Here is a 25551-nt window from a genome sequence, read left to right as displayed (position 1 = left end):
ATTGATTGACTAGGATACACAAGATTTAACCTGTACAAAACATAAAGTGAAATTTTTACTAAAAGACTTGTTCCTAGCAAAAACTAGGTCAAGTCTTTTAGTGTTTGAAAACTTTTTCATGTAGAGCAAGACCTGGGAGCAACTGCTTGTGATGGTTTACTTTACGCTATTTGCTATCTCAACTAAACTGTCTATCGATGACTTTAAGTTACTGCTATCATCCATAATTAATATATATTGTAGGTTATTTTTTTCAAAAACTAATGTATCGAATCCAGTTAAGCTTTTACTATATATAGCTTCACTGCCATTATTCATTTTGATCTTTTGTTTGATGTTCTTTTCTTCAAATTTCTCTTTATATTGAACAGGTTTGATTAAAATTTTAAAATGGTTCTGATCTTTTTTGGCATTTAAAAATTCAAATTCTAACTCATCATCTACTTCTCCATCTAAATCATTAAGTCGACCAAATGCATGTGTAAACGAAATTCCCGGCAATTTTGAGGGCAAAGAAATATCCGTTTTGAAATGTTTTTGCCCATCTATAAGAGCAGTTGCTATATCAGTGTAGCCAATATCAACATAATACTTCTCAAAATCCTTTTCAACTGCACTGCTCACAAAAGGCTCAGATAAAAAACTAGCTACAATCGATAACATCACAATGATCGTTTTCCGCATTTTGACTCATCCTTTTTAAACTTAGTTATAACAATAGGTTGATACAAAACATGATTTTTTATGTAAGCAAAACAAATTTAAATAATCTAAAATATAGTTTATTTTATAAACCTCGATAGTCTATATACTAAATAAAACAAACCGCATTAAGGAAAATACTGTGCACTCTTTCAGAGGGGGTATTCATTAGTTAAACTTTAAGATATCGAAGTGCAAATAAGGATAGAAATTCACTACATCCATTAAAACTGTTTTTCAAAGCGTAAATCGGTGAATTCTATTTTCATTGAAAAAAGACTGCAGGCATACTCAAAATTTGGCTTTGTCTGCAGTCTGTATGTATTCATGAATAAATATTTAAAAAGTTTAAGAATAGGGTAATCGTAATAATTTTTCCTATTATTCAAAGTCCCTTAGCTTTCATGGCATAAAGTAAATTAACTAACCTTGTAATTTCTTTTTGCTTTTTTTGCACTTGAAATGTTTCCATTTGTTTTAGTTCTTCTTGACTGATATTCGAAATGATTGACAATTCCTGATAGCTAAAGTCCAGCTCTTTTCGTAGTTTTATAATATTCAGAATTTGTTTTTTATACTCATGATCTTGCCAATTTTTTAGAAATGGCTCAGGATGGATTGACAATTGATGAAAAGTTTTCATAAAAACTTTAGCTGTATTAAAAGCATCATCGACTGAACAATGGGGAGTTCCTTCAAAGGTTAGGTCTAAAGTTTCTATTGCTTTTAGCAAACCTATTCGGTTTCCATTTTGATGATTTTTTAAAACCGAAAATGCCTTTTGCAAATCAAAATATTGCGTAAAGTAATTCCCCTTAAGTTGATAGAATCGTAAATTTTTTTGCAATACAGTGCGATCCTGTTCTCCCCAAGAACAAAATATGTATGATTTATGACCGAGCCATTTATAAAAATGTTTTAGAACAATAGGAAATTTATGTGCTAACCAACGATCCGCTTCCTGTAAATTTGTTAATTGCCTAATTTGAGGTGATATTGTTTTTTGTGGTCTTACATAAGAGTGAAATTTTCTTCCTAATATTAATCGCTGGTCTACTTCGCTTACCTCAACAGCGCCTATTTCTGTAATATCTTGGTTGTATAATTTACCATTTTGAAAAACTGAATTCCATTCTAAATCAAATATAATAAACTCCATTATATCGCCTGCCTTTTTTCCTTTTTATTATTACATATAAATATTAGAAAATTCAAACATCAATATAGAATTGATCATATCTTCCATTCGCTAAGTTAAAAAAACGCTTGAATCTGATCCGTTCACCATAGTTTATATCATACTAACTTCATTTCATAATTCAAAAAAAGATAGAAAAACTACATTTTCCACATATACACTTTCAAGATTTAAATCTGTCTATTCATGTGAAAAATGAATCAATGGAAATCCTGTTTATAAAGCTGTGAGTAAATATTTTAATATACTACTAGTAGTATGCTATCATAAAGTTAAATTATCTCGAAGGGAAGATATACATGAATTCTCCATTTACATTTATATATTCAGCACCAGAGGACTTGGAAAAGGGAAAATTATATCCCGCAGTGTTCCTCATGCATGGCATGGGAAGTAACGAACATGATTTACCAGGATTACTAGACGAGATCAAGGATCAATGTTTTATTTTTAGTTTACAAGGTCCTATTGTTCAACAGCCGGGATATGCCTTTTTTACGATTGAAGAATTTGGGAAACCACATCGTCATGTATTTGATCAAGTGATTGTGCATATTATGAGCTTTATCCAAGAAGCTATCACTGAATATCCGATCGATGCAGAAAAAATCTTTTTGATGGGTTTCAGCCAGGGGGCTATTCTTTCCAAATCTTTAGCTTTTGCGATGGGAAAAGAAAAATTAGCTGGAATTGTTGCATTGAGCGGATACATTCCTGAATTTGTGAAAACAGAGTATAAGAAGCATTCTATCGAAGGACTACCTGTATTCATTTCACATGGCACATATGATATGGTACTTCCCTATCAATGGGGAGAGGCAAGCCGAGACTTTTTTGCCGAACAGGGCGCAGACGTTACATTTCAATCCTTTGAAGATGGACATGGCGTGACGCCTGATATTCAACAAGGTCTCATCACATTTTTAAAAGAGCATTTTTAAAAGTAAATTGAAATTGATTGAAAATTAAAATATATTTCTGCGGAAATAGTAAAAAAATGTTGACATATCTCATTAGAATGAATAGAATTACATTAAACATTGTTCGATAGGTAGCAACTTTATAGCAAGGTTGGCCTTTTGAGTTGAGATGAGAATAGTTGAGCATAGCTGAGAAATTGAAGATTAAGAATAGTAGCATATGCAATCATTGTGAAGAGAGTTAGCGGTGGGTGGAAAGCTGACCAATGATCTATGTGAATGGACTTAGGAGAGCATTCGTGAAAAAGTGAGTAGCGAATGACGTTTAATCTACGTTACAGATTTTAAGGGGAAGTTTTCGAACTTCAACTTGAGGTGGCAACGCGGTATGTATCGTCCTCATGAAAGAATTATTCTTTCATGGGGGCTTTTTTATTTCATCGACTCCCTCAGCAAAATAAAGAAAATCATCATCATTTCTCAATCTCGAACAGATATATGGTTTTAGAGATATTGCACAAAACAAATTCTTGAACTGTATGATCAAATGCACAGTAAAGAAAATGAGGAGAGATAAATATGAAAAAAGCAATTGAACAACTTAAAAATCGTCAACATTTAACGTATGAAGAAATGTTAAATACTTCTACAGAAATGTTTCAAGATGAAACACCTCTTGAGGAAATTGAAGAATTTTTAATCGCATTGTCTCAAAATGGGGAAACCGCCTCTGAAGTGGCAGCTCTTGCAACGGTCATGAAATCCTTTGCATTAAACGTTCCCGCAAAAGAAGGACGATATATCGATAATTGCGGGACAGGTGGAGATGGCTGTAACAGCTTTAACATCAGTACAACAGCAGCGTTTGTATTGGCGGCAACAGGTGTAAAAATCGCAAAACACGGCAACCGCAAAATTTCAAGTGCCGCTGGAAGTGCGGATATATTAGAAACATTAGGAATCCATACAAACTTTACAATTCCAGAAACAATTGAGCTTTTAGATAAAGAAAATCTTACTTTTTTATACGCGCCAAATGTTCATCCCAAATTAAAAAGGATTGGTCAAGTGAGAAGAAAGATTGGCAAACCAACTATTTTTAATTTAGTGGGTCCTTTAACGAATCCCGTTGACTTAGCCACACAATTTACAGGTATTTATCGTCCAGATTTCTTGATGGAATATGCAACGGTCATGAAAATACTTGGTAAAGAACGCGCTGTTGTCGTAAATGGGGCAGGTGGCATGGATGAAGCATCATTAGCTGGTGAAAACCAATTAGTACTTGTAGATCATGGTGATTTAATCCCATTCTCCCTCCGTCCCGAAGATGTTGGCTTAAAAGAAGCTCCGATAGAAGCCATCCGTGGTGGGAATGCTGAAGAAAATGCCGTGATTTTAAAAGAATTGCTAAAAGGAAAAAGGGATGCTTACTTTGATGTTGTCGCTTTAAATGCAGGTATTGGATTATTTGCATATGGTCAGGTAGATAAAGTAAAAGACGGTGTAGAACTTGCGATTGATACGATTGAGTCTGGCAAAGCATTGGAAAAATTAGAAGCCGTCATAGCCTTTAGCGAAGCACATCGAAAGGAGCAACTATTATGACAACCATCCTAGATACAATCATCGAAAAAAAGAGGGAAGAAGTACAACGATTAAAAAAAGAAAACCTTTTACAACAATCTGAGGAAAAAATTCGACCTTCGCTTTATGAAAAGTTAAAAAGTGCGAAAACACTTCAAGTGATTTCTGAGATTAAAAGAGCTTCACCTTCAAAGGGGATCATTAATAATGGCGTAGATCCAGTAAAACAAGCCTTATTATATGAGAAGGCGGGTGCTGCATGTATCTCTGTTTTAACAGACACCCCATTTTTTAAGGGAACATTTGAAGATTTAAAAAATGTGACAGATGCTGTTCAAATCCCTGTACTTTGTAAGGATTTTATTATTGATGAAATACAAATTGATTATGCGAAATTCCATGGCGCTTCCGTTATTTTACTGATCGTTGCCGCGTTATCAAAGGAAAAACTAGCATCCCTGTACCAATACGCAACATCCAAAAATCTAGATGTGTTAGTTGAAGTACATGACGACAAAGAACTTCAAACGGCTTTAGAAATCGACGCGAAAATAATTGGCATTAATAATCGGGACTTAAAGACATTTCAGGTGGATCTGCAACATACCGCAACCATTGCCAAAAAATTTCCTTTTCAAGAGGAACGAGTGTTAATCAGCGAAAGTGGTATGAAAACGGTTGAAGATGCGAAGTTTGTTGCCGCATGTGGTGTTAGTGCTATTTTAGTTGGTGAAACGCTGATGCGAAGTAATGATGTTGAAACAACATTAACAGCATTACAAGTTCCAAAGGGTGTTGTAGCACTATGACAAAAGTAAAAATATGTGGCTTGATGAACAAAGAACATGTAAATACGGCTGTTCAATCAGGGGCTGATGCGATTGGATTTGTTTTTGCGAAAAGTAAAAGACAAGTTTCTATTGAAAAAGCGGCCCAATTAGCAACAGCTGTTCCAGCAAGTATATTAAAAATTGGTGTCTTTGTTGATGCGGAGCCGGCATTTATTGTCAAGGCTTATCAAGAAGTGCCATTAGATTATGTTCAATTTCATGGTCATGAAACAAATGAAGAGATTCAAAGACTAGGTCTTCCTTCCATAAAAGCTTGTTCTGTGAAATGTGAAGAGGATATTGAACGAGCATCTACCTATGATACAGATTATTTGTTGTTAGATGCACCTGGTATTGAGTTTGCAGGTGGTAGTGGAAAAACATTCAATTGGAACTTGTTGTTCAATCATCCAGCACTAAAAGAGCGAAAAATCATCCTTGCAGGGGGATTAAACGCTTCAAATGTCAAACAAGCCATTGATATTGCTAACCCTTATATGTTGGATGTGTCCAGTGGTGTAGAAAAAAACGGACAAAAGGATCATGCTTTAATCAAAAGATTTATCGAAGCAGCAAAAGGAGAGTGTCTTGTAAATGGTAAAAGAACTAAGTGAACAAAAAGCGGGACGATATGGCAAATTTGGTGGTCAATTTGTGCCAGAAACATTGATGACGGCTTTAAATGAATTAGAAACAGCTTATGATGAAGCGACAAAAGATCCATCTTTTCATGAGGAATTACAATATTATTTAAAAGATTATGTGGGACGTGAAAATCCACTCTATTATGCGGAACGCTTAACAAAGAAAATAGGTGGAGCAAAAATCTATTTGAAACGTGAAGATCTGAATCATACGGGAGCACACAAGATTAATAATGCCTTAGGTCAAGCACTTCTTGCGCTCAGAATGGGCAAAAAGAAAATTGTTGCTGAAACAGGGGCAGGTCAACATGGTGTTGCGACGGCAACCGTTTGTGCACTTTTTGATTTAGAATGTGTTATTTTCATGGGAAAAGAAGATGTTAGACGCCAAGCATTGAATGTATTTCGTATGGAATTATTAGGTGCAACTGTTGTTTCTGTTGACCAAGGTGGCGGCACTTTAAAAGATGCTGTCAATGAAGCACTTCGCTATTGGGTCACAAATGTAGAAGATACGCATTATATTCTAGGATCAGCTTTAGGACCACATCCATTCCCACGTATTGTGCGTGACTTCCAAAGAGTTATCGGTGATGAAACAAGAAAACAAATTCTTGAAAAAGAAGGTAGATTACCGAACGCTATCGTCGCTTGTGTAGGGGGAGGCAGTAATGCTATAGGTATGTTCCATCCATTTGTCAATGATGAATCCGTCAAATTATATGGTGTCGAAGCTGCGGGAAGTGGCATCCAAACGGGTCTTCATGCAGCAGCTTTTGCCGAATTAAAAGAAGGCGTGTTGCACGGAGCATATATGTACCTATTGCAAGATGATAATGGCTTTATCCAAGAGGCTCATTCAATCTCAGCAGGTTTAGATTATCCTGGAGTAGGTCCAGAGCATTGTTATTTACATGATATTGGTCGTGTAAAATATTCTTCAGTAACAGATGATGAAGCATTAGAGGGATTAAAATTATTATCCCGTACGGAAGGCATTATCCCAGCATTGGAAAGTGCACATGCCATTTATCGCGCTGCTGAAATCGCCAAAGAGATGAAACCTGATGAAATTTTAGTCATTTGTTTATCCGGTCGCGGAGACAAAGATGTTGAAACAGTTCGAGCAGCAATGGGGGCAGAAAATCATGACAACTAAACCTTTACAAGTAGCAATTGAAAAGAAAATAAAAGCTGGTCAAAAAGCATTTATTCCTTACATCATGGCAGGAGATGGCGGGCTGAAAGCTATTCGAAAGCAAATACTATTTTTACAAAATGAGGGTGTCACTGCTATTGAATTAGGCATTCCTTTTACAGACCCTGTTGCAGATGGTCCTGTTATTCAAGAAGCTGGAAGTCGTGCATTAAAAGAAGGGGCAAACTTAAAAGTAATTTTAAATGAAATGGCTCAATTTAAAGAGGACATTCAAGTACCACTTATTATTATGAGTTATTTGAATCCGATCCTTGCTTATGGCATTGAAAAATTTGTTGCAAAGTGTGAGGAAGTGGGTATTGCCGGTTTGATCATCCCTGATTTACCAGTAGAAGAATCTGAGATGATTCGATCAAAGCTAATAACATCTCCCGTCGCATTGGTTCAGCTTGTATCCTTGACGAGTCCTCAAAACCGAATTGAAAAAATCGCGAAGGCGGCGGAAGGATTTATCTATGCAGTTACTGTTAATGGGATTACTGGCGTTCGCAATGAATTTGGCAAGTCATTAGATGAACATTTGCATAATCTTAAAGAAATCAGTAATATTCCGGTTCTTGCCGGATTCGGTATTTCGACACCTGAACAAGTAGAGAAAATAGGAGCAATGGCAGATGGTGTAATCGTAGGTAGTGCCATTGTGAAGGCCTTCCATGAAGGGAATGAGTCAGCAATCAAAGCGTTATTGCCAAAGGTTGTTGTGAACGATTAGACATTAGACGAAATGAAGAAAACACACACTGGGAGTTTTCTTCGTCCCAAACTTGAGTGTTCAACGAATCAATTGTGATTCTATGAGGAGGAAAGCTACCGCTGATTGCTCGATCCTTCCGTTTTGAAGTGGAATCTTACTTGCTGTTAATCCTAGATAAAGTGAAGCTTCCATCCATCAGTGGGAGTTTTCTTCATCCCGCATTGATGAGGTTTTACTGTCCGTTAACGCGAGATAAATATAAATGAACAACCCGTTATGAAGTTTCATAACGGGTTTACTATTTGAACTAGCAGCAATTGGGGGAAAGGCTATTTCAAATAGGTGATCAGTTGTTCTTTATTTCTAGGAAAATCATTTATATTTGAAATGATGTTCTTAGCTTGCAAAACTTCTGCCATTTCAAAAATCCATGGCTTTTCTAAATGTGCTTTTAATAGTAAATCTTCTTGTTTAAAAATATGAATAGGATCGCCATGATAAATCACTTCACCATCACTCATGACAATAATTTCATCTGCCCACTCATAAGCAAAATGGACATCATGCGTGGATAAAATAATGGTTTTATCTAATTGATGAATTTGATTAAGCAACTGTAAAATTTGCTTGGAATAATACCCATCAAGTCCAGCTGAAGGTTCATCTAATATAAAAACGTCCGTATTCATCGCCAATACACCAGCAATGGCGACCCTCTTTTTTTGGCCTAAACTTAAAAAATGTATAGGTTTGTCCTGTAAAGGAGTAACTTCTGTTTCGGTCATAGCCCATTCAACCATTTCATTCACTTTATCCTCAGACCAACCTAGATTTAATGGACCAAATGAAATATCTTGACGTACATTTCCAGCAAATAATTGTGAATCAGGATCTTGGAATACAATCCCCACGCGTGAACGTAATCCTAGTAATGATTTTCGGTCATATTTCATCGGGCGATTTTCAAAAAGAATACTGCCAGAAGACGGCTGAAGGATACCATTCAAATGCTGAAATAGTGTAGACTTTCCCGCACCATTATTTCCAAGAAGTGCGATCTTTTTACCTTTGGAAATAGTCAGAGATAGATCATTTAATGCTACAGTTCCATCAGCATAACGATGTGTTAAATGCTGAATTTCAAAATATAAATCATTCAAACGAGGATTCCTCCAAACTCAATGTAAACACCAATGATGAGTACAAAGATAAAACTGATCAAAGTCCAATTTTTTTTAGAATAATAATAAGAATCTTCAAGAAAATTCACTGATTCATGATAGCCACGAGAATCCATAGCTATTGAAAGTTCCTTAGAACGGTGAAAAACATGGACGAATAGGGAGGAAATTAACATTCCCAAAGAATGAAAGCCTCTTTTTATCGAAATATAGCCAAGTCTTGAATTTTGTGCCTGAAAAACACTAACTGAAATTTCTAAAAATACAAAAATGAATCGGTACGTTAACTCGGTTAATTCAATCATTAGTTGTGGTACTCTGCATTTTTTCAAAACTTGCATTAAATCATGGACAGGTGTTGTTAACGTTAAAAAATATAAGCAGCTAATACTACTTAAAACCGAAAAAAATAATTGAATACACATTTGAATACTTTGAGTTGTGATATACACAGTCCCATTTAAAAATGAAATTTGCCACACTGAACTGTATAGCAATTCAGCATGTTGAGTAAAAGAGAATAGTATTCCAACCATGCTGCTCAATAAAAACAATCCAGGTATACAAAGTAATTTTAAATAATATGTCCAAGGTATTTTAGCTGCAAAAATAATGAGTCCGCTCATCATCGAAAAAGTAATAAGAGAAATCAAAGCATCCTTGACTGTCAAAGAAAAAATCAAAAGAAAAAGTGATAAGACGATTTTTTCTACGGGATGGGTTTTTGCTAAATGATTGATATAAGCATATTGATCAATAAGTAACATGCTTTCCTTTGCCCTCTTTGTTATCATCTTTTTTAGATTTACCACGTGATAGTCCGATAAAGTAACCGATAAAACCTGCTCCTATAGCAGCTTGCAAGGAGAATAATAGACTTTCAATCTCACCACTTGGCGGTTCCCAAATGTTAGAAAACCATGGATGATAAGAAGAGTCGATTTTCGTTATTTCCGCTTCAGCTTGATCGTCTGAACCACCAAATTCCGCACCCTTTTGGAAGAAAAGAGGAAGAACAGCCAAAATAATGACTAATGCTATTAACAATAAGTTCTTTTTCATTGTTGTTCTGCTCCTTTCTTAAAGACTTTCAGTGCTTTTAACTCTGCTAAATTGTATTTTTGTAAGAAGTTCATGATGACAACTGTAAGAATCCCTTCACTAATGGCTAAAGGAATTTGTGTAATAGCGAAAATACCACTAAATTTTGTAAATGAAGCAAAGAAACCGCCTACATCAGAAGGGAAAGCAAGTGCTAATTGGATAGATGTCACTACATATGTACCCAAATCACCAAGTGCAGCGGCTAAAAATACTGCCCATGAAAAAGATAATCCCATTTTAGTAGATCCTTTATACACGCCGTATGCAATAAGGGGACCGACAATCGCCATAGAAACTGTATTCGCGCCTAATGTAGTTAATCCACCATGCGCAAGCAATAATGCTTGGAATAAAAGAACGATAAAACCCACCACACTCATAGCCATTGGTCCAAATAATACAGTACCAAGGCCTACACCAGTAGGATGGGAACAACTACCTGTAACAGACGGAATTTTCAATGCTGATAATACGAATGCAAAGGCTCCAGATAATCCTAACATCATTTTGGCTTCTGGATTTTCAATAATTGTTTTTCGGATGGAGCGGAATCCAATCACTAAAAATGGAATGGAAACTGCCCACCAGAAAATAGCCCATTCAACGGGTAAAAAACCTTCCATAATATGCATGGCAAAAGCTGGTTTTGGTACAATCATAATGGCTAGAAGAAAATAAACTAGTTTCCAATTTAAATATTTTTTTAAATTTTTCATTTTACCAATCCTCTCTATTACTTATTCCATTGTGACATTTAAAAGTTTCTTTCGTTGCACCTCCATCACACCCTATAAGGACAATAAAAAAACACTTCTTACGGATAGAAGAAGTGTTGGTGAATAGTAAAATAATACTAATTGCTTAGCATGTCTATTCTCACACCTATCCTCGTAGGCTGAAACTAATTCGCATTTCATGGCAGGTCTCCTGGCTTAGCGTCATCATTATACTTTCACCTTCCCATCATTGACAGTGGCATCTTAAAAGCATAACTCGGCTTTACAGTGGCGGGACCGCGTTTGTTTTGCACAAACTTCCCTTTTAAGCTAAATATCTAAATTTAGCACCATAAAATTTATTGAATTGTTATATTACAAATCCAGTGTATCACGATTATATGCCCAATTCTATCTTTTTATTAGAAGAAATTCTGATGATTATAAAAGTTTGTTTTATAACAGTTAATTGAATCAATTTTATAGATCATTTTCTTCTTAAAAAATGCGAACATTTAATAATCACTAATTTTGATAGCTGTGGAGTGGAAGACGGCGACTCCTACGGGAAAAGCTTGAGCTGAAAGCCCCGCAGGAGATTGAAGCCAAGCCCGTGGAAAGCGCCGTCTGGAGCGGAACAAAAATTTCTGAATATTAATGTTCATGCTAATTTAAAACATTCGTGTTTTTTATCTGAATTTTGCATTATGAAATTGATTTAATTACTAAAATTTTAGAGAAATATTGTACAAGAAATCTATTTTTTAAATTGAAAAACAGTCTATAAGATAAAAAACATATTTTAAATCATGACAAAATAGTATATGATTATGACAGTTTAAAATTTTTCTAACGGGGTGAGATGAAAACTCGCTGATCATAATGCAACAAGTTTTTTTCAAATTGATCGATCTATACACCTGTTTTTCTAATGAACAATTACATACTATTTTTAAAAGTGCTCTTGTAGATTTTCAAGGGATAATAGGGAAACCGGTTCAAATCCGGTGCAGCCCCCGCTACTGTAAACATGGATGAAATGATGAAACTCACTGGTCAAAATGACTGGGAAGAGATCAGAGTAAAGTGAAATGTAAGCCAGGAAACCTGCTTTTAAAAAGTACGATACTTTTCGGAGGGAAAGGTAAAAACTATGGTACCCGCTAACAAACTAGTTTTTAAACCTTTATTCCAAGAATAAAGGTTTTTTATTTTCCTTCCTCTATCGATAAATATAAATAGGATGAAGAGGAGAGTGGATATGGCGACTTGGGATTTATCTGGAATGAAAAGTCATTTATTCATTTGTAACGGAAGTTCATGTATGAGGAAAGGAGCAGAGGAAATCACCCTCGCCATTCGAGATGAAATTACACAATTAGGGATGGACGAACAAATCCATACAACTAAAACTCGATGTAATGGACGTTGTCAAGATGCCTGTATTGTCATTGCTTATCCTCAAGGAAATTGGTATAAAGCTTCAAGTACAGATATTGGCCGTGAAATCGTAAGAGATTGTATCACGCAGCAAAGTGAACTCCACACGATTTATCAGATGGAAGATGGAAAAATGGTTTTAAATCCAACAGTTGCAGCTACTATTGGGATTCACAAAAACAAATAAATAAAAAGGGGAGAAGTTCACATGGCAAAACAAGGTAAACTATATGTCGTTGGTTTTGGCCCTGGTGATTTTAAACATATTACGACGCGAGCAGTAGAAGCACTTCAAGAAAGTGATTTTATCATTGGTTACAAAACTTATGTTGAACTAATCCAAGATCTCATTACGAATGAAAAAACAATTATTAGCACAGGGATGACAGAGGAAGTTTCAAGAGCTCAAGAAGCAGTTCGACAAGCAGAAACCGGGAAAATAGTAGCTGTCATTTCAAGTGGAGATTCAGGAGTCTATGGGATGGCAGGACTTGTATACGAGGTGTTGATCGAAAAAGGTTGGACCGAGGCAACTGGGGTCCCAATCGAAATCATTCCAGGTATTTCTGCGATCAATTCATGTGCCTCTTTGTTAGGGGCACCTATTATGCATGATTCTTGCACGATCAGTCTAAGTGATCATTTAACACCATGGAATTTAATTGCTAAAAGAATAGAAGCTGCTGCCATGGCGGATTTTGTGATAGCTCTTTACAACCCACGTAGTGGACGTAGAACACGTCAAATTGTTGAAGCTCAACGTATTCTCTTGCAATATCGATCACCCGATACACCTGTTGGATTAGTTAAAAGTGCTTATCGTGACCGTCAGCAAATTACGATTACCAACTTGAGTGAAATGCTTGAAAATGATATTGGAATGTTAACGACTGTCATTATTGGTAACTCTTCCACCTTCCTTTATGACAATAAAATGATTACCCCACGTGGCTATCAAAGAAAATACACGTTGCATGCAGATAAACAAACATTAAAACCACATCAACGCTTAAAAGAGGAAGCTGAGCCATGGGCAATGGATCAAAAAACAGGCGTTCAGCGTATTCAATCTTCTGTAGCTGTTGTTGAGAAAGTCCCAAAGGTTGAATCGATCAAGACAGAGCTTCCAAAAGTAAATTCATATGAGATGGCTCTGGAAGCCTTAAGACGCGTGACTGGTAAACAACCTGAAACTACAACTACACAATACATTCATCAAGATTTTGAAGAAATATTTGAATTAGCTGTAAGTCCTGGTGTTGCCAATAAAAAGTTTACACCTGAACAAATGATGACTTTAGCCATGGTTGTAGGTGAAAAAGGCACCATGGAATATACACCCAATCATCAAATTCTATTAAAAATACCTACTTCAAATCCCGATGAAATTACATCCAAATTACAAAATGTAGGCTTCCTGCTATCGCCAGTAGGAGATGTTTTAACATTAAAAGCTTGTGATTTTTGTGATGGTGAAAAAACGGGCGGGATTCCTTACGCAGAAGAAATTCAAGAAAAATTGGGTGGTATGCAATTACCAAAAGAGTTGACAATTGGCTTCAATGGTTGTGGTATGGCTTGTTATAAAGCGGTCAATGAAGATATTGGCATTATTTACCGAAAGGGGAAATTTGATTTATTTTTAGGAGCCAAACCTGTTGGAAGAACTGCACATCCCGGACAGCCTGTAGCAGAGGGCATTGAACCAGACAAAATCGTAGAAGTCATTTCAAACATTATGAAAGAATATAAAGAAAATGCACATCCAAATGAACGATTATTTAAATATTTCAAAAGAGTGAAAAATATTCAGGGATATATTTATCAAGATATAGCACCAAAAATAAAAATTGAACCAGCACCTTGTGGTGACTAATGATGATGGAGGTAAAAAAATGAAAGCCATTCTATTTGTGGGGCATGGAAGTAGATTAGCAGCAGGAAACGAAGAGGTGACGCAGTTCGTCGAAGAATTGAAACCAACTTTAGATAAAAATCTACTTGTTGAAAGCTGCTTCCTTGAATTCGCATCCCCCGATATCGCACAAGGCATAGATCATTGTGTTTCAAAAGGTGCAACAGAAATTCATGTAGTGCCAATCATTCTTTTGCAAGCAGGACATTCGAAGATTCATATTCCAGCTGCAATTGATGCAGGAAAAGAAAAATATCCAGATGTTCACATCATCTACGCAAGGCCACTTGGGGTACATGAAGGTATTTTTGAAATTTTGAAAGAACGCCTTACGGAAGCCGGCTTTCAGATTGAAGGAAAAAATGACGATACAGCCATTTTGTTAATCGGACGAGGTGGTAGTGATATAGATGCAAATAGTGATTTCTATAAAATTTCTCGAATGCTTTGGGAACAACTCCACGTATTGACAGTCGAATGTGCTTTTATGGGTGTCACTTATCCAACTGTTGATGAGGGAATGGAACGATGTGTGAAATTAGGTGCGAAAAAAATCATTATGCTCCCTTATTTCCTATTCACTGGTATATTAATGGAAAGAATGAAAGATATGCGAGAAACATATGCAGTATATTATCCAGAAATAGATATTATTCTAGCTAACTATTTTGGCTATCATCCAACTTTAAAAAATGTACTGAAAGATCGCATCACGGAATCGCTACAAGGTGAAGTCAAGATGAATTGTGATACATGCCAGTATCGTTTGAATGCAGCTCAGTTTGTCGAGCATCATCATGATCACGATCATGAACATGAACATCGCCACGAGCACGAACATCATGATCATGACCATCATCACACTGACCACGACCATGATCATTTAGTGGGTGTTGACAAATGATTTTCATGTTAGCTGGTACAAGCGATGCAAGGGAACTGGCCATCAAAATCGAAGAAAGCGGCTGGAAGGTGATCGCAACGGTTGTAACAGAAACAGCAGCCAAAAGTTTAAGGGAGGCTGGTATTAGCACAAATGTTGGACGCTTAACGGCGGAGCAAATGGCACAATTTATCAAGGATCATCATTTACAAGCAATTGTTGATGCGAGTCACCCATTTGCTGAAGAGGCTTCCAAAAACGCTTTAGCTGCAGCTTCAATAGCTAAAATTCCTTATATCCGTTATGAAAGAGCAAGTCAAAGTTTCACGCATCCTTTAGTCACTGTCGTTCAAGACTATGAGGAGGCAGCAGCACTTGCTGCCAAAAAACGCGGTGTCATCATGTTAACGACAGGTAGTAAAACGCTCGGCATTTTCACCAAATATTTATTAGGATTAGAAAATACTCGTGTGCTTGCTCGTATGCTGCCGAGAGTTGATAATATGGAAAAATGTCAGGCATTAGGGGTAGCGCAAAAAGATATTATCGCTATGCAAGGACCTTTTTCAAAAGAGTTGAATATAGCACTTATTCATCAATACAATGTCACATTGATGATCACAAAGGAAAGCGGCAAGGTCGGTTCTGTTGATGAGAAATTGGAGGCCGCATTCGAGTGTGGCATTGAAACAATCATGATAGCAAGACCAAAAGTAAAATATGAAAATATGCATTCTGATTTTGAAGGTGTTATCGAAGAGTTATCTTCAAAATGGGAAAGCGAGGAGGAATAACATGAATTCTAAATCAGATTTTAAACCAGTTACTGTTGACCCTAATAAAATTTATGACCATAGTTTTGCAACGATTGCGGAAGAATATGGTCCTCATGATTTTACAGAAAACGAATGGAAAGTAGTACGCCGTATTATTCATGCATCCGCAGATTTCGATTTAGGGAGAAGTGTCATTATTCGGCCTGAAGCTATTGAAGCGGGAATTCAAGCCATTCGTGCCGGCAAACCTGTTATTGCAGATGTCCAAATGGTAGAAGTAGGAACGGGGCATAAACGATTCCAAAAATATGGTGGTGACGTTCACTGTTATATTTCTGATCCAGATGTTGCAAAAGCGGCAAAAGAAGCTGGCGTGACCCGTGCCATCATGTCTATGCGAAAAGCCGCAAAGTTGCATGAAGGAGGCATTTACGCTATTGGAAATGCCCCAACAGCATTATTAGAACTTATTCGATTGATCCAAGAGGGCGAAGCAAAACCAGATTTAATCATTGGTATGCCTGTTGGCTTCGTTTCAGCCGCGGAATCCAAGGAAGAATTGGCTAAAGTAACAGAAGTCCCATATATCACGAATATTGGACGTAAGGGTGGTAGCACAGTTACTGTAGCTGCCTTAAATGCTATTTCCATTTTAGCTGATCAAGTGTAAAACGATTCTAAATGCAAAAGAAAAATAAAAAAGATCCATCGCAAATGCGTCATGGCTACACAACAGGCGCTTGTGCGACAGCTGCAACGAAAGCGGCATTAACGGCACTCATCACTGGTGAGGCACAAGAAACGGCTACGATTCATTTGCCGATTGGAAGAGATGCAACTTTTACGATCGAAAAAAACTTATTTACCAATGATGCTGTCAGTTGTGAAACGATCAAAGATGGAGGCGATGATCCAGATGCAACTCATGGAGCAACCATCGTTTCCACTGTAAGTTGGCAACATGAGTTAGGGATCACCTTAGATGGCGGTGTTGGTGTCGGACGAGTGACAAAACCAGGTCTTCCAGTGGCAATTGGTGAAGCAGCGATTAACCCCGTACCTCGTAAAATGCTCTATTCAACCATCGAAGAAACCTTATCCGAATTTAACGTGAAACGTGGCGTAAAAGTGGTGATCTCTGTTCCTGATGGAGAAGAAATCGCCAAAAACACATTAAATGGTCGACTTGGTATTATTGGTGGTATTTCTATTTTAGGTACTCGTGGAACAGTAGTCCCTTTTTCAAGTTCTGCCTATAGAGCAAGTGTTGTGGAAGCGATTAGCGTTGCACATGCAACGGGGAATGATCATGTCGTCTTAACAACAGGAGGCAGAAGCGAACGTTATGCCATGAAACAATATGAAGGGCTTCCTGAAGAAGCGTTTATTGAAATGGGAGACTTTGTTGGATTTGCGATCAAGCATTGTAAACTGAAAGGGATCAAAAGAGTTTCATTAGTAGGAATGATGGGCAAATTTTCTAAGGTTGCTCAAGGCGTCATGATGGTACATTCAAAAAGTGCACCGATCAACTTCGAATTTCTAGCACAGTTAGCGAAAGATGTCGAGGCGTCAGATGAAGTTGTAAATGAAGTTTTAGCAGCGAATACGGCATCTCATGTTGGCGAGATTATGATAGAAACTGGCAATCGGAATTTTTTTGATCATTTGTGTGAGGCATGCTGCATTTCTTCTTTGAAACATGTAGAAGGTGGACTTGTGATGGATACGGCTATCTATTCGATGAAGGGTGAATTATTAGGAAGGGCTGATGAAATTGACACAATCGATTAAGTTGATTGGAATAGGTGACAACGGACAAGCAAGTTTATTACCACAGTATATAAAGTGGATTGAGGAAAGTGATGTGCTGATCGGTGGCGAAAGATTATTAGCGTTTTTTCCTTATTATAAAGGTGAAAAGCTTGTTGTTAAAAGCGGCTTAAAAAAATTAGTGGAAACCATTCAAAATGATACGAGAAATATGGTTATTTTAGCATCAGGAGACCCATTATTCTATGGACTTGGTGGGTATTTATCCAAAAAAATAAAGATAGAAGTATATCCATATCTGAGTTCCATTCAGTTAGCCTTCTCAAGAATAGGAGAAAGTTGGCAAGACGCTTATATTACAAGTGTCCATGGCCGTTCAATGAAAGGCTTAGTTCAAAAAATCGAAGGCTATGATAAGATTGCGATTTTAACAGACTCAGAAAATAACCCAAGTACGATCGCCAAGTATTTGCTACAATTTGGAATGACGGAATATAAAGCATTCGTCGCAGAAAATTTGCAAGGAAATGATGAAAAAACGGGCTGGTACTCCTTAGAAGAAATGAAAAACAGTGATTTTTCACCTTTAAATGTCGTTATTTTAAAAAGAATAGCGCCATCACCCAAATGGACACTCGGAATCCCAGATGATGAATTTTCGCAAAGACGACCCGATAAAGGTTTGATTACAAAAAAGGAAATTCGTGTATTGAGTTTACAAGCTTTGCAATTACAAAGAGACAGTATTATGTGGGATATCGGAACATGCACGGGTTCAGTAGCAATAGAAGCTGCGAGAATCGCACGTGATGGGCAAGTTTTCGCCATTGAGAAAAACGAAGGTGACTTAGCTAATTGCATTGAAAATCAACATAAATTCCGAACAGATCTTACAGCCATTCATGGCAAAGCACCAGAAGGTTTAGAAACTTTTCCGAATCCAGATGCTATCTTTATCGGAGGAACGGGAGGAAATATGACAGACCTTCTGAATGTTTGTTGTGATCGATTAAAGGATGGTGGACGAATTGTCCTAAATGCTGCAACGATCGAAAATTTATATAAAGCAATTGAATGTTTCAAAGAATTGAATTTTCATACGAGCATTCTACATGCACAGTTAGCACACAATAAGCCGATTTTAGGGATGAACCGCTTTACACCACTTAACCCTATTTATATTATAACAGCTACTAGAAAGGAAGAAATCAATGACTAATATTGGTACTTTATATGGTCTTGGTGTAGGTCCGGGAGATCCAGAACTCATCACAGTAAAGGCTTTTCGTGTTATTCAAGAAACGCCAGTCATTGCGTACCCAAGAAAAAGAAAAGGCAGTAAAAGTTATGCGCAGCGCATTGTAGATGTATACATACGACCAGGCGAAAAAGAGATGCTTGGACTCGTTTTTCCAATGACAAAAGATCAAGCGATTTTAGATGCTGAATGGCGTAAAACCATTGAAATTGTTTATGACAAATTACAAGAAGGAAAAGATGTTGCTTTTGTAACAGAAGGCGACCCCCTTTTGTATAGTACATTCATCCATATGATGAAACTGATGCAAGAACTTCACCCTGAGATCATAGTCAAAACTGTTCCTGGTATCTCTAGTTTTAACGGCTCGGCTTCGCGCCTTGGTATTGCATTGGCGGATGGCGATGATCATGTAGCGATTATACCTGCTACCGATGAATATGATGTGATGCGTAAAGCCATTGAAGATCATGATGCCGTTGTTTTTATCAAAGTGGCAAAAGTGATCGATTTGATGATTGAAGTATTGGGAGATTTGAATTTACTCGACAAAGCTTCTGTTGTAACCAAAGTTACTTCTGAGGAAGAAGTGATTTGGTCAATAGATGAACTAGAAGGGGCAGATTTAGAATATTTAACATTAATGGTGGTGCGTAAATGATGAAGAAGATTTATATCGTTGGAGCAGGACCTGGTGATCCCGACTTAATCACGGTAAAAGGGTTGCAAATTTTACAAACTGCTGATGTTGTGATGTACACAGATTCTCTCGTAAATGAGGAATTGATCGCCAAAGCAAAACCTGAGGCAGAAGTGTTAAAAACGGCAGGTATGCACTTAGAAGAAATGGTTGAAGCCATTATTGATCGTGTCAATGCTGGCAAATCAGTTGCACGTATCCATACGGGAGATCCTGCGATGTATGGAGCGATTATGGAACAAATGGCCTTATTGAAAAGGGCTGGTATTGAAGTGGAAATCATTCCAGGTGTTAGCTCTGTGTTCGCATCTGCAGCGGCTGTTGGAGCTGAACTGACGATTCCAGATTTAACACAAACATTGATCTTGACTCGAGCTGAAGGTCGTACACCTGTACCAGAATTCGAAAAACTACGGGATTTAGCAAGTCACCATTGTACAATCGCATTATTTTTAAGTGCTACATTAACGAAAAAAATTGTCAAAGAGCTTCAAGCTGCCGGTTGGTCGGATGACACACCTGTTGCGGTCGTCCAAAGAGCCTCATGGCCAGATCAAAAAATCGTTCGGACAACTTTAGCAAATTTAGATGAAGATATGCGTAAGAACGGGATTCGAAAACATGCGATGATCCTAGCCGGTTGGGCTTTAGATCCAAATATATATGACAAAGATGAATATCGTTCCAAATTATATGATGCTACATTTACGCATGGATTTAGAAAAGGTGTGAAACCACAATGATTGAATTACAAGAAGGGATTCAACCAGAAGTCAACCAACAAAATCCATATGCCATTGTAGCCATTACGAAGCATGGTGTACAACTTGCGCGAAATTTGCATTCTTTTATTCATTCAGATGTGTATTATATGAGTAAGTTTGAACAAGGCGATGAAGAAACAAAACAGATTCAATTGTTTTCAGGAAGTGTTCGAATACTTCTTCCGACTCTTTTCAAACAGTATAAAGGGATTATCCTAATCATTTCACTTGGTGCAGTAGTTCGAATGATCGCTCCTATTTTAAAAGATAAGAAAAAGGACCCTGCTGTTGTTGTAATAGATGATCGTGGAGAAAATGTCATTAGTGTACTTTCCGGACATCTTGGCGGTGCCAACCAATTAACGCGTGAGGTCGCTCATGTTTTGAATGCACGTGCGATTATTACAACTGCCTCTGATGTGCAAAAAACAATACCTGTTGATTTGTTTGGTTCACGTTTTGGTTGGGAGTGGGATTCACCAGAAAAACTAACACCCGTTAGTGCATCTGTCGTCAATGAAGAACATGTGGCAATCGTTCAGGAATCTGGTGAAACCAATTGGTGGCATTTAGAAAGCCCTATGCCTGATCATTTAAAAATCTATCCAACCATTCAACAAGCGATCGAGGCAAAACCAGATGCAGCACTTGTGATTACACACCGTATTTTAACCAAACAAGAGGAACAAATTCTTGAAAATGGTGTACTTTATCGGCCTAAAAATGTGGTCATTGGCATGGGATGCAATCGTGGGACTTCTGCTGAAGAAATTGAACAAGTTATTCAAGAAACATTAGAGGAACTTCAAATTTCCGTCAAAAGCGTAAGAGCACTTTGTACCATCGATTTAAAAAAAGATGAAGAAGGCTTTTTACAGGTTGCATCGAAACATGGGTGGGAATTTGTCTATTATCAACCAGAACAATTGAATGCTCAGAAAATCGAGGCGCCTTCTGCCACCGTATTTAAATATACAGGTGTCTACGGTGTCAGTGAGCCTGCCGTCAGAATTTATACTGGTGCAGAAGATCTAGAGCTCGTCAAGAAAAAATCAGGCAATACGACGATATCTGTTGCATTGATACGATAAAGTGAAACTTTCATCAGTGGGATTTTCTTCTTCCTCTACTGAAATAGAAGAACTCAGGTGAAAAGCGCCACGTCCTGTGGCAACACCTGAGGGACCAACATCTTGTTGGCCCGAACCAATCGGACACATGCGGCAGTTGATCTTCCATCTATCTTTCTCGTTTCTTTTTAAATCTTGAGATGGGGATCTTATTGCCCGTTAAAGCAGGGATAGGAGGAAAATAGATGTCAGCAAATAGACTAGTCATCGCCGGTACTGGTAGTGGTGTCGGCAAAACAACCTTTACGATTGGGCTCATGGCTGCCTTACAGCAAAAAGGCCTTCGAGTTCAGGGATTCAAATGTGGACCCGATTATATTGATCCTACATTCCATACAGCAGTTACAGGTAGACCTTCTCGCAATTTAGATAGCTGGATGTTTGATGAAAAAACGGTCGTAGACATCCTAGAACGAAATAGTCGAGATGCAGATATTTCCATTATTGAAGGTGTAATGGGGCTCTATGATGGAAAATCTCCATTAGAAGATCGAGGTTCCACAGCTGAAATCAGCATCTTAACGAAAAGTCCTATATTACTTATTGTGAATTGCGCAAGCATGGCTCGTAGTGTAGCGGCCATTGTCAAAGGTTTTCAACTCTTCAATGCGAAGGTCCATGTAGTCGCTGTCATTGCGAATCAGGTTGGAAGTGAAGGACATTATAAAATCGTAAAAGCCGCGGTGGAACAAGAATGTGGAATTCCAGTCGTCGGCTATTTAAAAAAAGAACAAAACATCGAAATGCCAAGTAGACATTTAGGACTTATTCCAGCAATTGAACGCGGTGAATTACAACCATTTTTTCAACAGTTGGGAGATTTAATCCGTGCAACTGTTGATCTAGAAAAAATTTATGAGTTATCGATGGCTCCTGAACTTTCTGCTACTCAGTCAAGTATTTTTGATGTTCAAAAGGATCAGCAGGTGAAAATTGCTGTCGCGAAAGATGCTGCCTTTAATTTTTACTATGAAGAAAATATCGAATTACTTCAAGCGAACGGGGCGGCAATCGAGTATTTTGCTCCATTAAATGGTGAAGAAGTACCCGCTGATGCAGATGGTCTCTATGTTGGAGGAGGCTTCCCTGAAGAATTTGCGCAGCAGCTTGCACAACAAACGGATGTAAAGAAATCTATACAACAAGCGATAGCAAAAGGAATTCCAACATTAGCGGAATGCGGAGGTTTTATGTTTTTAACGGAGGCTATCTTCACAACAGATGGCAAGCGCTTTGAAATGGTTGGGTGTATCCCGGGGACGATACAAATGCAAACAAAGCGGGCTGCATTGGGATATCGTGAAATCTTCGGTACAAAAGGAAACTTTTTAATCAAGGAAGATCAAGAGGCAAAGGGTCATGAATTCCATTATTCTACTTATTCAAAACCGGAAAATATTCATTATGCCTATGAAACAAAAAGCCGCTTCAAAAAACAAGGAGAAGGCTATAGGCATGAAAATTTAATCGCAGGCTATACGCATTTTCATTTTGCTTCTAACCCACAACTAGCTGCTCAATGGATCGAACAATGTAAAAACTACCAGAAGAAAGTTGTGAATACAAATGGGTAATTATTATCCAATCATGCTGAACATAACAGATCGGCCTGTTGTAGTTGTTGGTGGTGGGTCAGTGGCTACACGTAAAGTTACTAGCCTGTTAAAAGCACAGGCTCAAATAACAATAGTGAGCCCAGAATTGTCACCAAAGCTTCAAAGATTAGTGGAAGAAAAATCGATTGAATGGAGAAAGAAAACATTTGCACCAGATGACCTAGATCGTGCATTTTTGATCATTGCTGCCACCAATTGTTCTGAAATCAATGAATTCGTAGCTCAATCTGTTCATCCGCATCAACTTTGTAATGTTGTCGATCGGGAAGATCTAAGTCAATTTATCGTTCCATCTGTCGTTCGTCGGGGACCATTAGCCATCGCTGTTTCTACATCTGGTGCCAATCCAAAACTTGCTCAAAAAATCAAGAAAGAGTTAGAAACACAATATGATGAAACTTATGAAGACTACGTTTTATTTTTACAACAAGCAAGACGTCAAATTATTGATGAAATAACAGATGCCGAATTGAAAAGTGTCCTTTTGTCCGCATTACTAGATTCAAAATTTTTAACGCTAACTAAAGCAAAACAGATAGAAGAACGCGATCAACTATTGAAGAAATTATTGAAAAAGGGGACGATTCAATGACTCCAGGAAAAGTATATTTAGTTGGAGCAGGTCCTGGTGATCCCAAGCTGATCACTGTTTATGGATTAGAATGTATACAGAAGGCAGATGTTATTGCCTATGATCGTCTTGTCAATCCCGCTCTATTAGAACAGGCAAAAGAAGGAGCAGAGCTGATTTACTGTGGAAAATCCCCTGGCAAGCATCACCTGATCCAAGAACAAATTCATGAATTACTCGTTCAAAAGGCTTTAGAAGGCAAAATGGTTACACGCTTAAAAGGTGGAGATCCATGTGTTTTTGGACGTGGAGCAGAAGAAGCCGAAGTATTAGTTGAACATGGTATTGACTATGAAATTGTTCCGGGTATTACAGCGGGAATTGCGGCACCAGCCTATGCAGGCATTCCAGTTACTCATAGAGAATTTGCTTCAAGTTTTGCCATTGTAACAGGCCATGGTCGTGAAGAAAAAGGACAAGATCATTTAAATTGGCAGGCATTAGCAAATGGGATCGATACGATCGCTTTTTATATGAGTGTTGGCAATCTTGAATATATTAGTCAAAAGCTGATGGACAATGGCAAATGTTCCACTACACCTGTAGCAGTGATCGAATGGGGCACAACAAAACAGCAACGTACTATCACAGGAACATTAGAAACCATTTATGATCTTGTTACGCAAGAAAAATTCCACAATCCATCGATGGTATTAGTCGGTGAAGTTGTGCAATTACGAGAAAAAATCAAATGGTTTGAAAAACAAACAATGTTAGTGGGGGACAAAAAATGACGATTATGGAAGCGATGAAAAACCGCCGAGCCATTCGAAACTATGCAGATAGGCCTGTCGAAAAAGAAAAAATCGAAAAATTATTAGATGTAGCGACATATGCGCCAAATGACCGCTTACGACAACCATGGCATTTCTATGTGATTCAAGGAGATGCGATGAAACGATATGAAGAAATGGCAACGGAGTACTTGCAACAACGTTTTCCAACAAAACCACATTTAGTAGAAAGCTCTCTAAAAGTTGTCACGACAACACCTGTAGCGATTGTTGTAACTTCGGCATTAATTCCGGATAAACCAGATGATTCAGAGGATAATATTTTTGCGACTTGCTGTGCGATCCATTCGATGTGGCTAGCAGCGCAAGAGTTGGGCTTGGGCTTCGTATGGCGGACAAGAGGGGTCGGCTTAGTCCATGATGAACGGATGCATCAATTTATCGGTTCACCCGAAAATGAGAAAGTCATCGGTACTATTTTCATCGGATATCCTGAAGAAGGAAAAGAAGTTCCTCCAACAGAGCGAATATCATTTGATGAAAAAACAACTTGGTTATAGAAAAAGGGGGATGTGAAAATGGCACGTCAAGGACTAGTTTTGATCTATACAGGGGAAGGAAAAGGAAAAACAACTGCTTCACTGGGGGTTACACTTCGAGCGATTGGTAGAGGGTTACAGGTGAAATATATGCAATTTATCAAATCACCTGAACGTACATATGGTGAAGATTTGGCTTTAAAAAAACTAGGGGTGGAAATCGAACAAATGGGCATCGGTTTTACATGGACGAAAACACCAGAAGAGCACCGGGAAGCTTTAAGGATCGCTTGGAAAAAAGCGAAAGCTGCATTAGCGGATCCCTCTATTGATCTATTGGTACTGGATGAACTAAATAATGCTTTATCGATCGACAAATTTCCAATCGATGATGTCCTACCGTTACAAGAAGTAGTGGAGGCTATTCAAAATCGACCTTCAACGATGCACCTTGTTATTACTGGTAGAAATGCAAAACAAGAATTACAAGAGATAGCGGATTTAGTGTCAACCATTGAAGCGACCAAGCATTATTATGAAAGAGGAATACCTGCTGTCAAAGGATTAGAATTTTAATGGAAGAAGGTAGCGTAAGCT

28 protein-coding genes, 2 riboswitches and 1 other annotated feature are annotated in these 25551 nt (G+C 37.7%); of the genes, 21 read left to right on the top strand and 7 right to left on the bottom strand.

Annotated elements, in window-relative coordinates; genetic code table 11:
• Nucleotides 1–156: 156 nt before the first annotated feature.
• Nucleotides 157–684, bottom strand: a complete 528-nt coding sequence (locus FEU33_RS07220; RefSeq protein WP_146548730.1) for a hypothetical protein — start codon at nt 682–684, stop codon at nt 157–159.
• 403 nt (nt 685–1087) lie between these two features.
• On the bottom strand, nt 1088–1861 hold the full coding sequence (locus FEU33_RS07215; RefSeq protein ID WP_146548729.1) for a 3'-5' exonuclease: 774 nt from the start codon (nt 1859–1861) through the stop codon (nt 1088–1090).
• Nucleotides 1862–2199: 338 nt separating this feature from the next.
• On the opposite strand from FEU33_RS07215, the gene FEU33_RS07210 reads away from it, so the two are divergent.
• The 6 genes from FEU33_RS07210 (at nt 2200) to trpA (ending at nt 7812) form a co-directional block, all read left to right on the top strand.
• On the top strand, nt 2200–2841 hold the full coding sequence (locus FEU33_RS07210) for an alpha/beta hydrolase (RefSeq protein WP_146548728.1): 642 nt from the start codon (nt 2200–2202) through the stop codon (nt 2839–2841).
• 170 nt (nt 2842–3011) lie between these two features.
• Nucleotides 3012–3224, top strand: a binding site (T-box leader).
• A gap of 175 nt (nt 3225–3399) precedes the next feature.
• Nucleotides 3400–4428, top strand: coding sequence for an anthranilate phosphoribosyltransferase (gene trpD, locus FEU33_RS07205; protein ID WP_146548727.1), 1029 nt, complete (start codon nt 3400–3402; stop codon nt 4426–4428).
• On the top strand, nt 4425–5216 hold the full coding sequence (gene trpC / locus FEU33_RS07200) for an indole-3-glycerol phosphate synthase TrpC (RefSeq protein WP_146548726.1): 792 nt from the start codon (nt 4425–4427) through the stop codon (nt 5214–5216). Before trpD ends, trpC begins: the two co-directional genes overlap by 4 nt.
• A complete protein-coding gene (locus FEU33_RS07195; protein ID WP_146548725.1) occupies nt 5213–5851 on the top strand; it encodes a phosphoribosylanthranilate isomerase in 639 nt (212 codons plus the stop codon). The genes trpC and FEU33_RS07195 overlap by 4 nt, the downstream gene beginning before the upstream one ends.
• A complete protein-coding gene (trpB, locus tag FEU33_RS07190; RefSeq protein ID WP_146548724.1) occupies nt 5832–7040 on the top strand; it encodes a tryptophan synthase subunit beta in 1209 nt (402 codons plus the stop codon). Before FEU33_RS07195 ends, trpB begins: the two co-directional genes overlap by 20 nt.
• The gene (gene trpA, locus FEU33_RS07185; RefSeq protein WP_146548723.1) at nt 7030–7812 is read left to right on the top strand and encodes a tryptophan synthase subunit alpha; all 783 of its coding nucleotides are present in this window, start codon (nt 7030–7032) and stop codon (nt 7810–7812) included. The genes trpB and trpA overlap by 11 nt, the downstream gene beginning before the upstream one ends.
• 311 nt (nt 7813–8123) lie before the next feature.
• Here the strand turns inward: trpA and FEU33_RS07180 are convergent, their stop codons facing one another.
• The 4 genes from FEU33_RS07180 to FEU33_RS07165 are packed head-to-tail and all read right to left on the bottom strand — an operon-like array spanning nt 8124 to nt 10795.
• Nucleotides 8124–8954 (bottom strand): energy-coupling factor ABC transporter ATP-binding protein, encoded by an 831-nt coding sequence (locus tag FEU33_RS07180; RefSeq protein WP_146548722.1) that lies wholly within the window; start codon nt 8952–8954, stop codon nt 8124–8126.
• On the bottom strand, nt 8951–9742 hold the full coding sequence (gene cbiQ, locus FEU33_RS07175) for a cobalt ECF transporter T component CbiQ (protein ID WP_146548721.1): 792 nt from the start codon (nt 9740–9742) through the stop codon (nt 8951–8953). Before cbiQ ends, FEU33_RS07180 begins: the two co-directional genes overlap by 4 nt.
• On the bottom strand, nt 9729–10037 hold the full coding sequence (locus tag FEU33_RS07170) for an energy-coupling factor ABC transporter substrate-binding protein (RefSeq protein WP_146548720.1): 309 nt from the start codon (nt 10035–10037) through the stop codon (nt 9729–9731). The genes cbiQ and FEU33_RS07170 overlap by 14 nt, the downstream gene beginning before the upstream one ends.
• Complete coding sequence (locus FEU33_RS07165; RefSeq protein ID WP_146548719.1) at nt 10034–10795, bottom strand: energy-coupling factor ABC transporter permease; 762 nt, start codon at nt 10793–10795, stop codon at nt 10034–10036. Before FEU33_RS07165 ends, FEU33_RS07170 begins: the two co-directional genes overlap by 4 nt.
• A 184-nt stretch (nt 10796–10979) precedes the next feature.
• Nucleotides 10980–11165: riboswitch (cobalamin riboswitch) on the bottom strand.
• A gap of 569 nt (nt 11166–11734) precedes the next feature.
• Nucleotides 11735–11924, top strand: a riboswitch (cobalamin riboswitch).
• Between the two features lie 132 nt (nt 11925–12056).
• Between FEU33_RS07165 and FEU33_RS07160 the strand changes: the two genes are divergently transcribed.
• The 10 genes from FEU33_RS07160 to FEU33_RS07115 are packed head-to-tail and all read left to right on the top strand — an operon-like array spanning nt 12057 to nt 21395.
• Entirely contained in the window at nt 12057–12422 is a 366-nt protein-coding gene (locus FEU33_RS07160) for a (2Fe-2S) ferredoxin domain-containing protein (protein ID WP_146548718.1), read from the top strand.
• Between the two features lie 21 nt (nt 12423–12443).
• On the top strand, nt 12444–14111 hold the full coding sequence (cobJ, locus tag FEU33_RS07155; RefSeq protein WP_146548717.1) for a precorrin-3B C(17)-methyltransferase: 1668 nt from the start codon (nt 12444–12446) through the stop codon (nt 14109–14111).
• Between the two features lie 19 nt (nt 14112–14130).
• Nucleotides 14131–15054: a sirohydrochlorin chelatase gene (locus tag FEU33_RS07150; protein WP_146548716.1), complete on the top strand. Its 924-nt coding sequence runs from the start codon at nt 14131–14133 to the stop codon at nt 15052–15054.
• Nucleotides 15051–15827, top strand: coding sequence for a precorrin-6A reductase (gene cobK / locus FEU33_RS07145; protein WP_146548715.1), 777 nt, complete (start codon nt 15051–15053; stop codon nt 15825–15827). Before FEU33_RS07150 ends, cobK begins: the two co-directional genes overlap by 4 nt.
• 1 nt (nt 15828) lies before the next feature.
• Complete coding sequence (locus FEU33_RS07140) at nt 15829–16479, top strand: precorrin-8X methylmutase (protein WP_146548714.1); 651 nt, start codon at nt 15829–15831, stop codon at nt 16477–16479.
• Nucleotides 16480–16490: 11 nt separating this feature from the next.
• The gene (locus tag FEU33_RS07135) at nt 16491–17603 is read left to right on the top strand and encodes a cobalt-precorrin-5B (C(1))-methyltransferase (RefSeq protein WP_146548713.1); all 1113 of its coding nucleotides are present in this window, start codon (nt 16491–16493) and stop codon (nt 17601–17603) included.
• Nucleotides 17581–18801 carry a precorrin-6y C5,15-methyltransferase (decarboxylating) subunit CbiE gene (gene cbiE / locus FEU33_RS07130; protein WP_186731345.1) on the top strand — a complete coding sequence of 407 codons (1221 nt, stop codon included), beginning with the start codon at nt 17581–17583 and terminating at the stop codon, nt 18799–18801. The genes FEU33_RS07135 and cbiE overlap by 23 nt, the downstream gene beginning before the upstream one ends.
• Nucleotides 18794–19501, top strand: coding sequence for a precorrin-2 C(20)-methyltransferase (gene cobI / locus FEU33_RS07125; protein WP_146548712.1), 708 nt, complete (start codon nt 18794–18796; stop codon nt 19499–19501). Before cbiE ends, cobI begins: the two co-directional genes overlap by 8 nt.
• A complete protein-coding gene (cobM, locus tag FEU33_RS07120) occupies nt 19501–20283 on the top strand; it encodes a precorrin-4 C(11)-methyltransferase (RefSeq protein WP_146548711.1) in 783 nt (260 codons plus the stop codon). The genes cobI and cobM overlap by 1 nt, the downstream gene beginning before the upstream one ends.
• Nucleotides 20280–21395, top strand: a complete 1116-nt coding sequence (locus FEU33_RS07115; RefSeq protein ID WP_146548710.1) for a cobalt-precorrin 5A hydrolase — start codon at nt 20280–20282, stop codon at nt 21393–21395. The genes cobM and FEU33_RS07115 overlap by 4 nt, the downstream gene beginning before the upstream one ends.
• Here FEU33_RS07115 and FEU33_RS18740 read toward each other — a convergent pair.
• Nucleotides 21357–21524, bottom strand: coding sequence for a hypothetical protein (locus FEU33_RS18740; protein ID WP_186731344.1), 168 nt, complete (start codon nt 21522–21524; stop codon nt 21357–21359). The genes FEU33_RS07115 and FEU33_RS18740 overlap by 39 nt on opposite strands.
• Before the next feature lie 95 nt (nt 21525–21619).
• Here FEU33_RS18740 and FEU33_RS07110 point away from each other — a divergent pair, with 95 nt between their 5' ends.
• From FEU33_RS07110 to FEU33_RS07090, 5 genes are read left to right on the top strand one after another with little or no spacing between them, the layout of a single operon-like run.
• Complete coding sequence (locus tag FEU33_RS07110) at nt 21620–23008, top strand: cobyrinic acid a,c-diamide synthase CobB (protein ID WP_146548709.1); 1389 nt, start codon at nt 21620–21622, stop codon at nt 23006–23008.
• On the top strand, nt 23001–23642 hold the full coding sequence (locus FEU33_RS07105) for a precorrin-2 dehydrogenase/sirohydrochlorin ferrochelatase family protein (protein ID WP_146548708.1): 642 nt from the start codon (nt 23001–23003) through the stop codon (nt 23640–23642). The genes FEU33_RS07110 and FEU33_RS07105 overlap by 8 nt, the downstream gene beginning before the upstream one ends.
• Complete coding sequence (gene cobA, locus FEU33_RS07100) at nt 23639–24415, top strand: uroporphyrinogen-III C-methyltransferase (protein ID WP_146548707.1); 777 nt, start codon at nt 23639–23641, stop codon at nt 24413–24415. Before FEU33_RS07105 ends, cobA begins: the two co-directional genes overlap by 4 nt.
• The gene (locus FEU33_RS07095) at nt 24412–24975 is read left to right on the top strand and encodes a nitroreductase family protein (protein WP_146548706.1); all 564 of its coding nucleotides are present in this window, start codon (nt 24412–24414) and stop codon (nt 24973–24975) included. The genes cobA and FEU33_RS07095 overlap by 4 nt, the downstream gene beginning before the upstream one ends.
• 18 nt (nt 24976–24993) lie before the next feature.
• The gene (locus FEU33_RS07090; RefSeq protein WP_146548705.1) at nt 24994–25530 is read left to right on the top strand and encodes a cob(I)yrinic acid a,c-diamide adenosyltransferase; all 537 of its coding nucleotides are present in this window, start codon (nt 24994–24996) and stop codon (nt 25528–25530) included.
• The last annotated feature ends 21 nt before the right edge of the window (nt 25531–25551 follow it).

Origin of the sequence: Rummeliibacillus suwonensis, from assembly GCF_007896435.1 — a bacterium.
Taxonomy (GTDB): Bacteria; Bacillota; Bacilli; order Bacillales_A; family Planococcaceae; genus Rummeliibacillus; species Rummeliibacillus suwonensis.
Note: the sequence above shows the minus strand (reverse complement) of the source record. Positions and strands in the feature narration are given on the sequence as shown.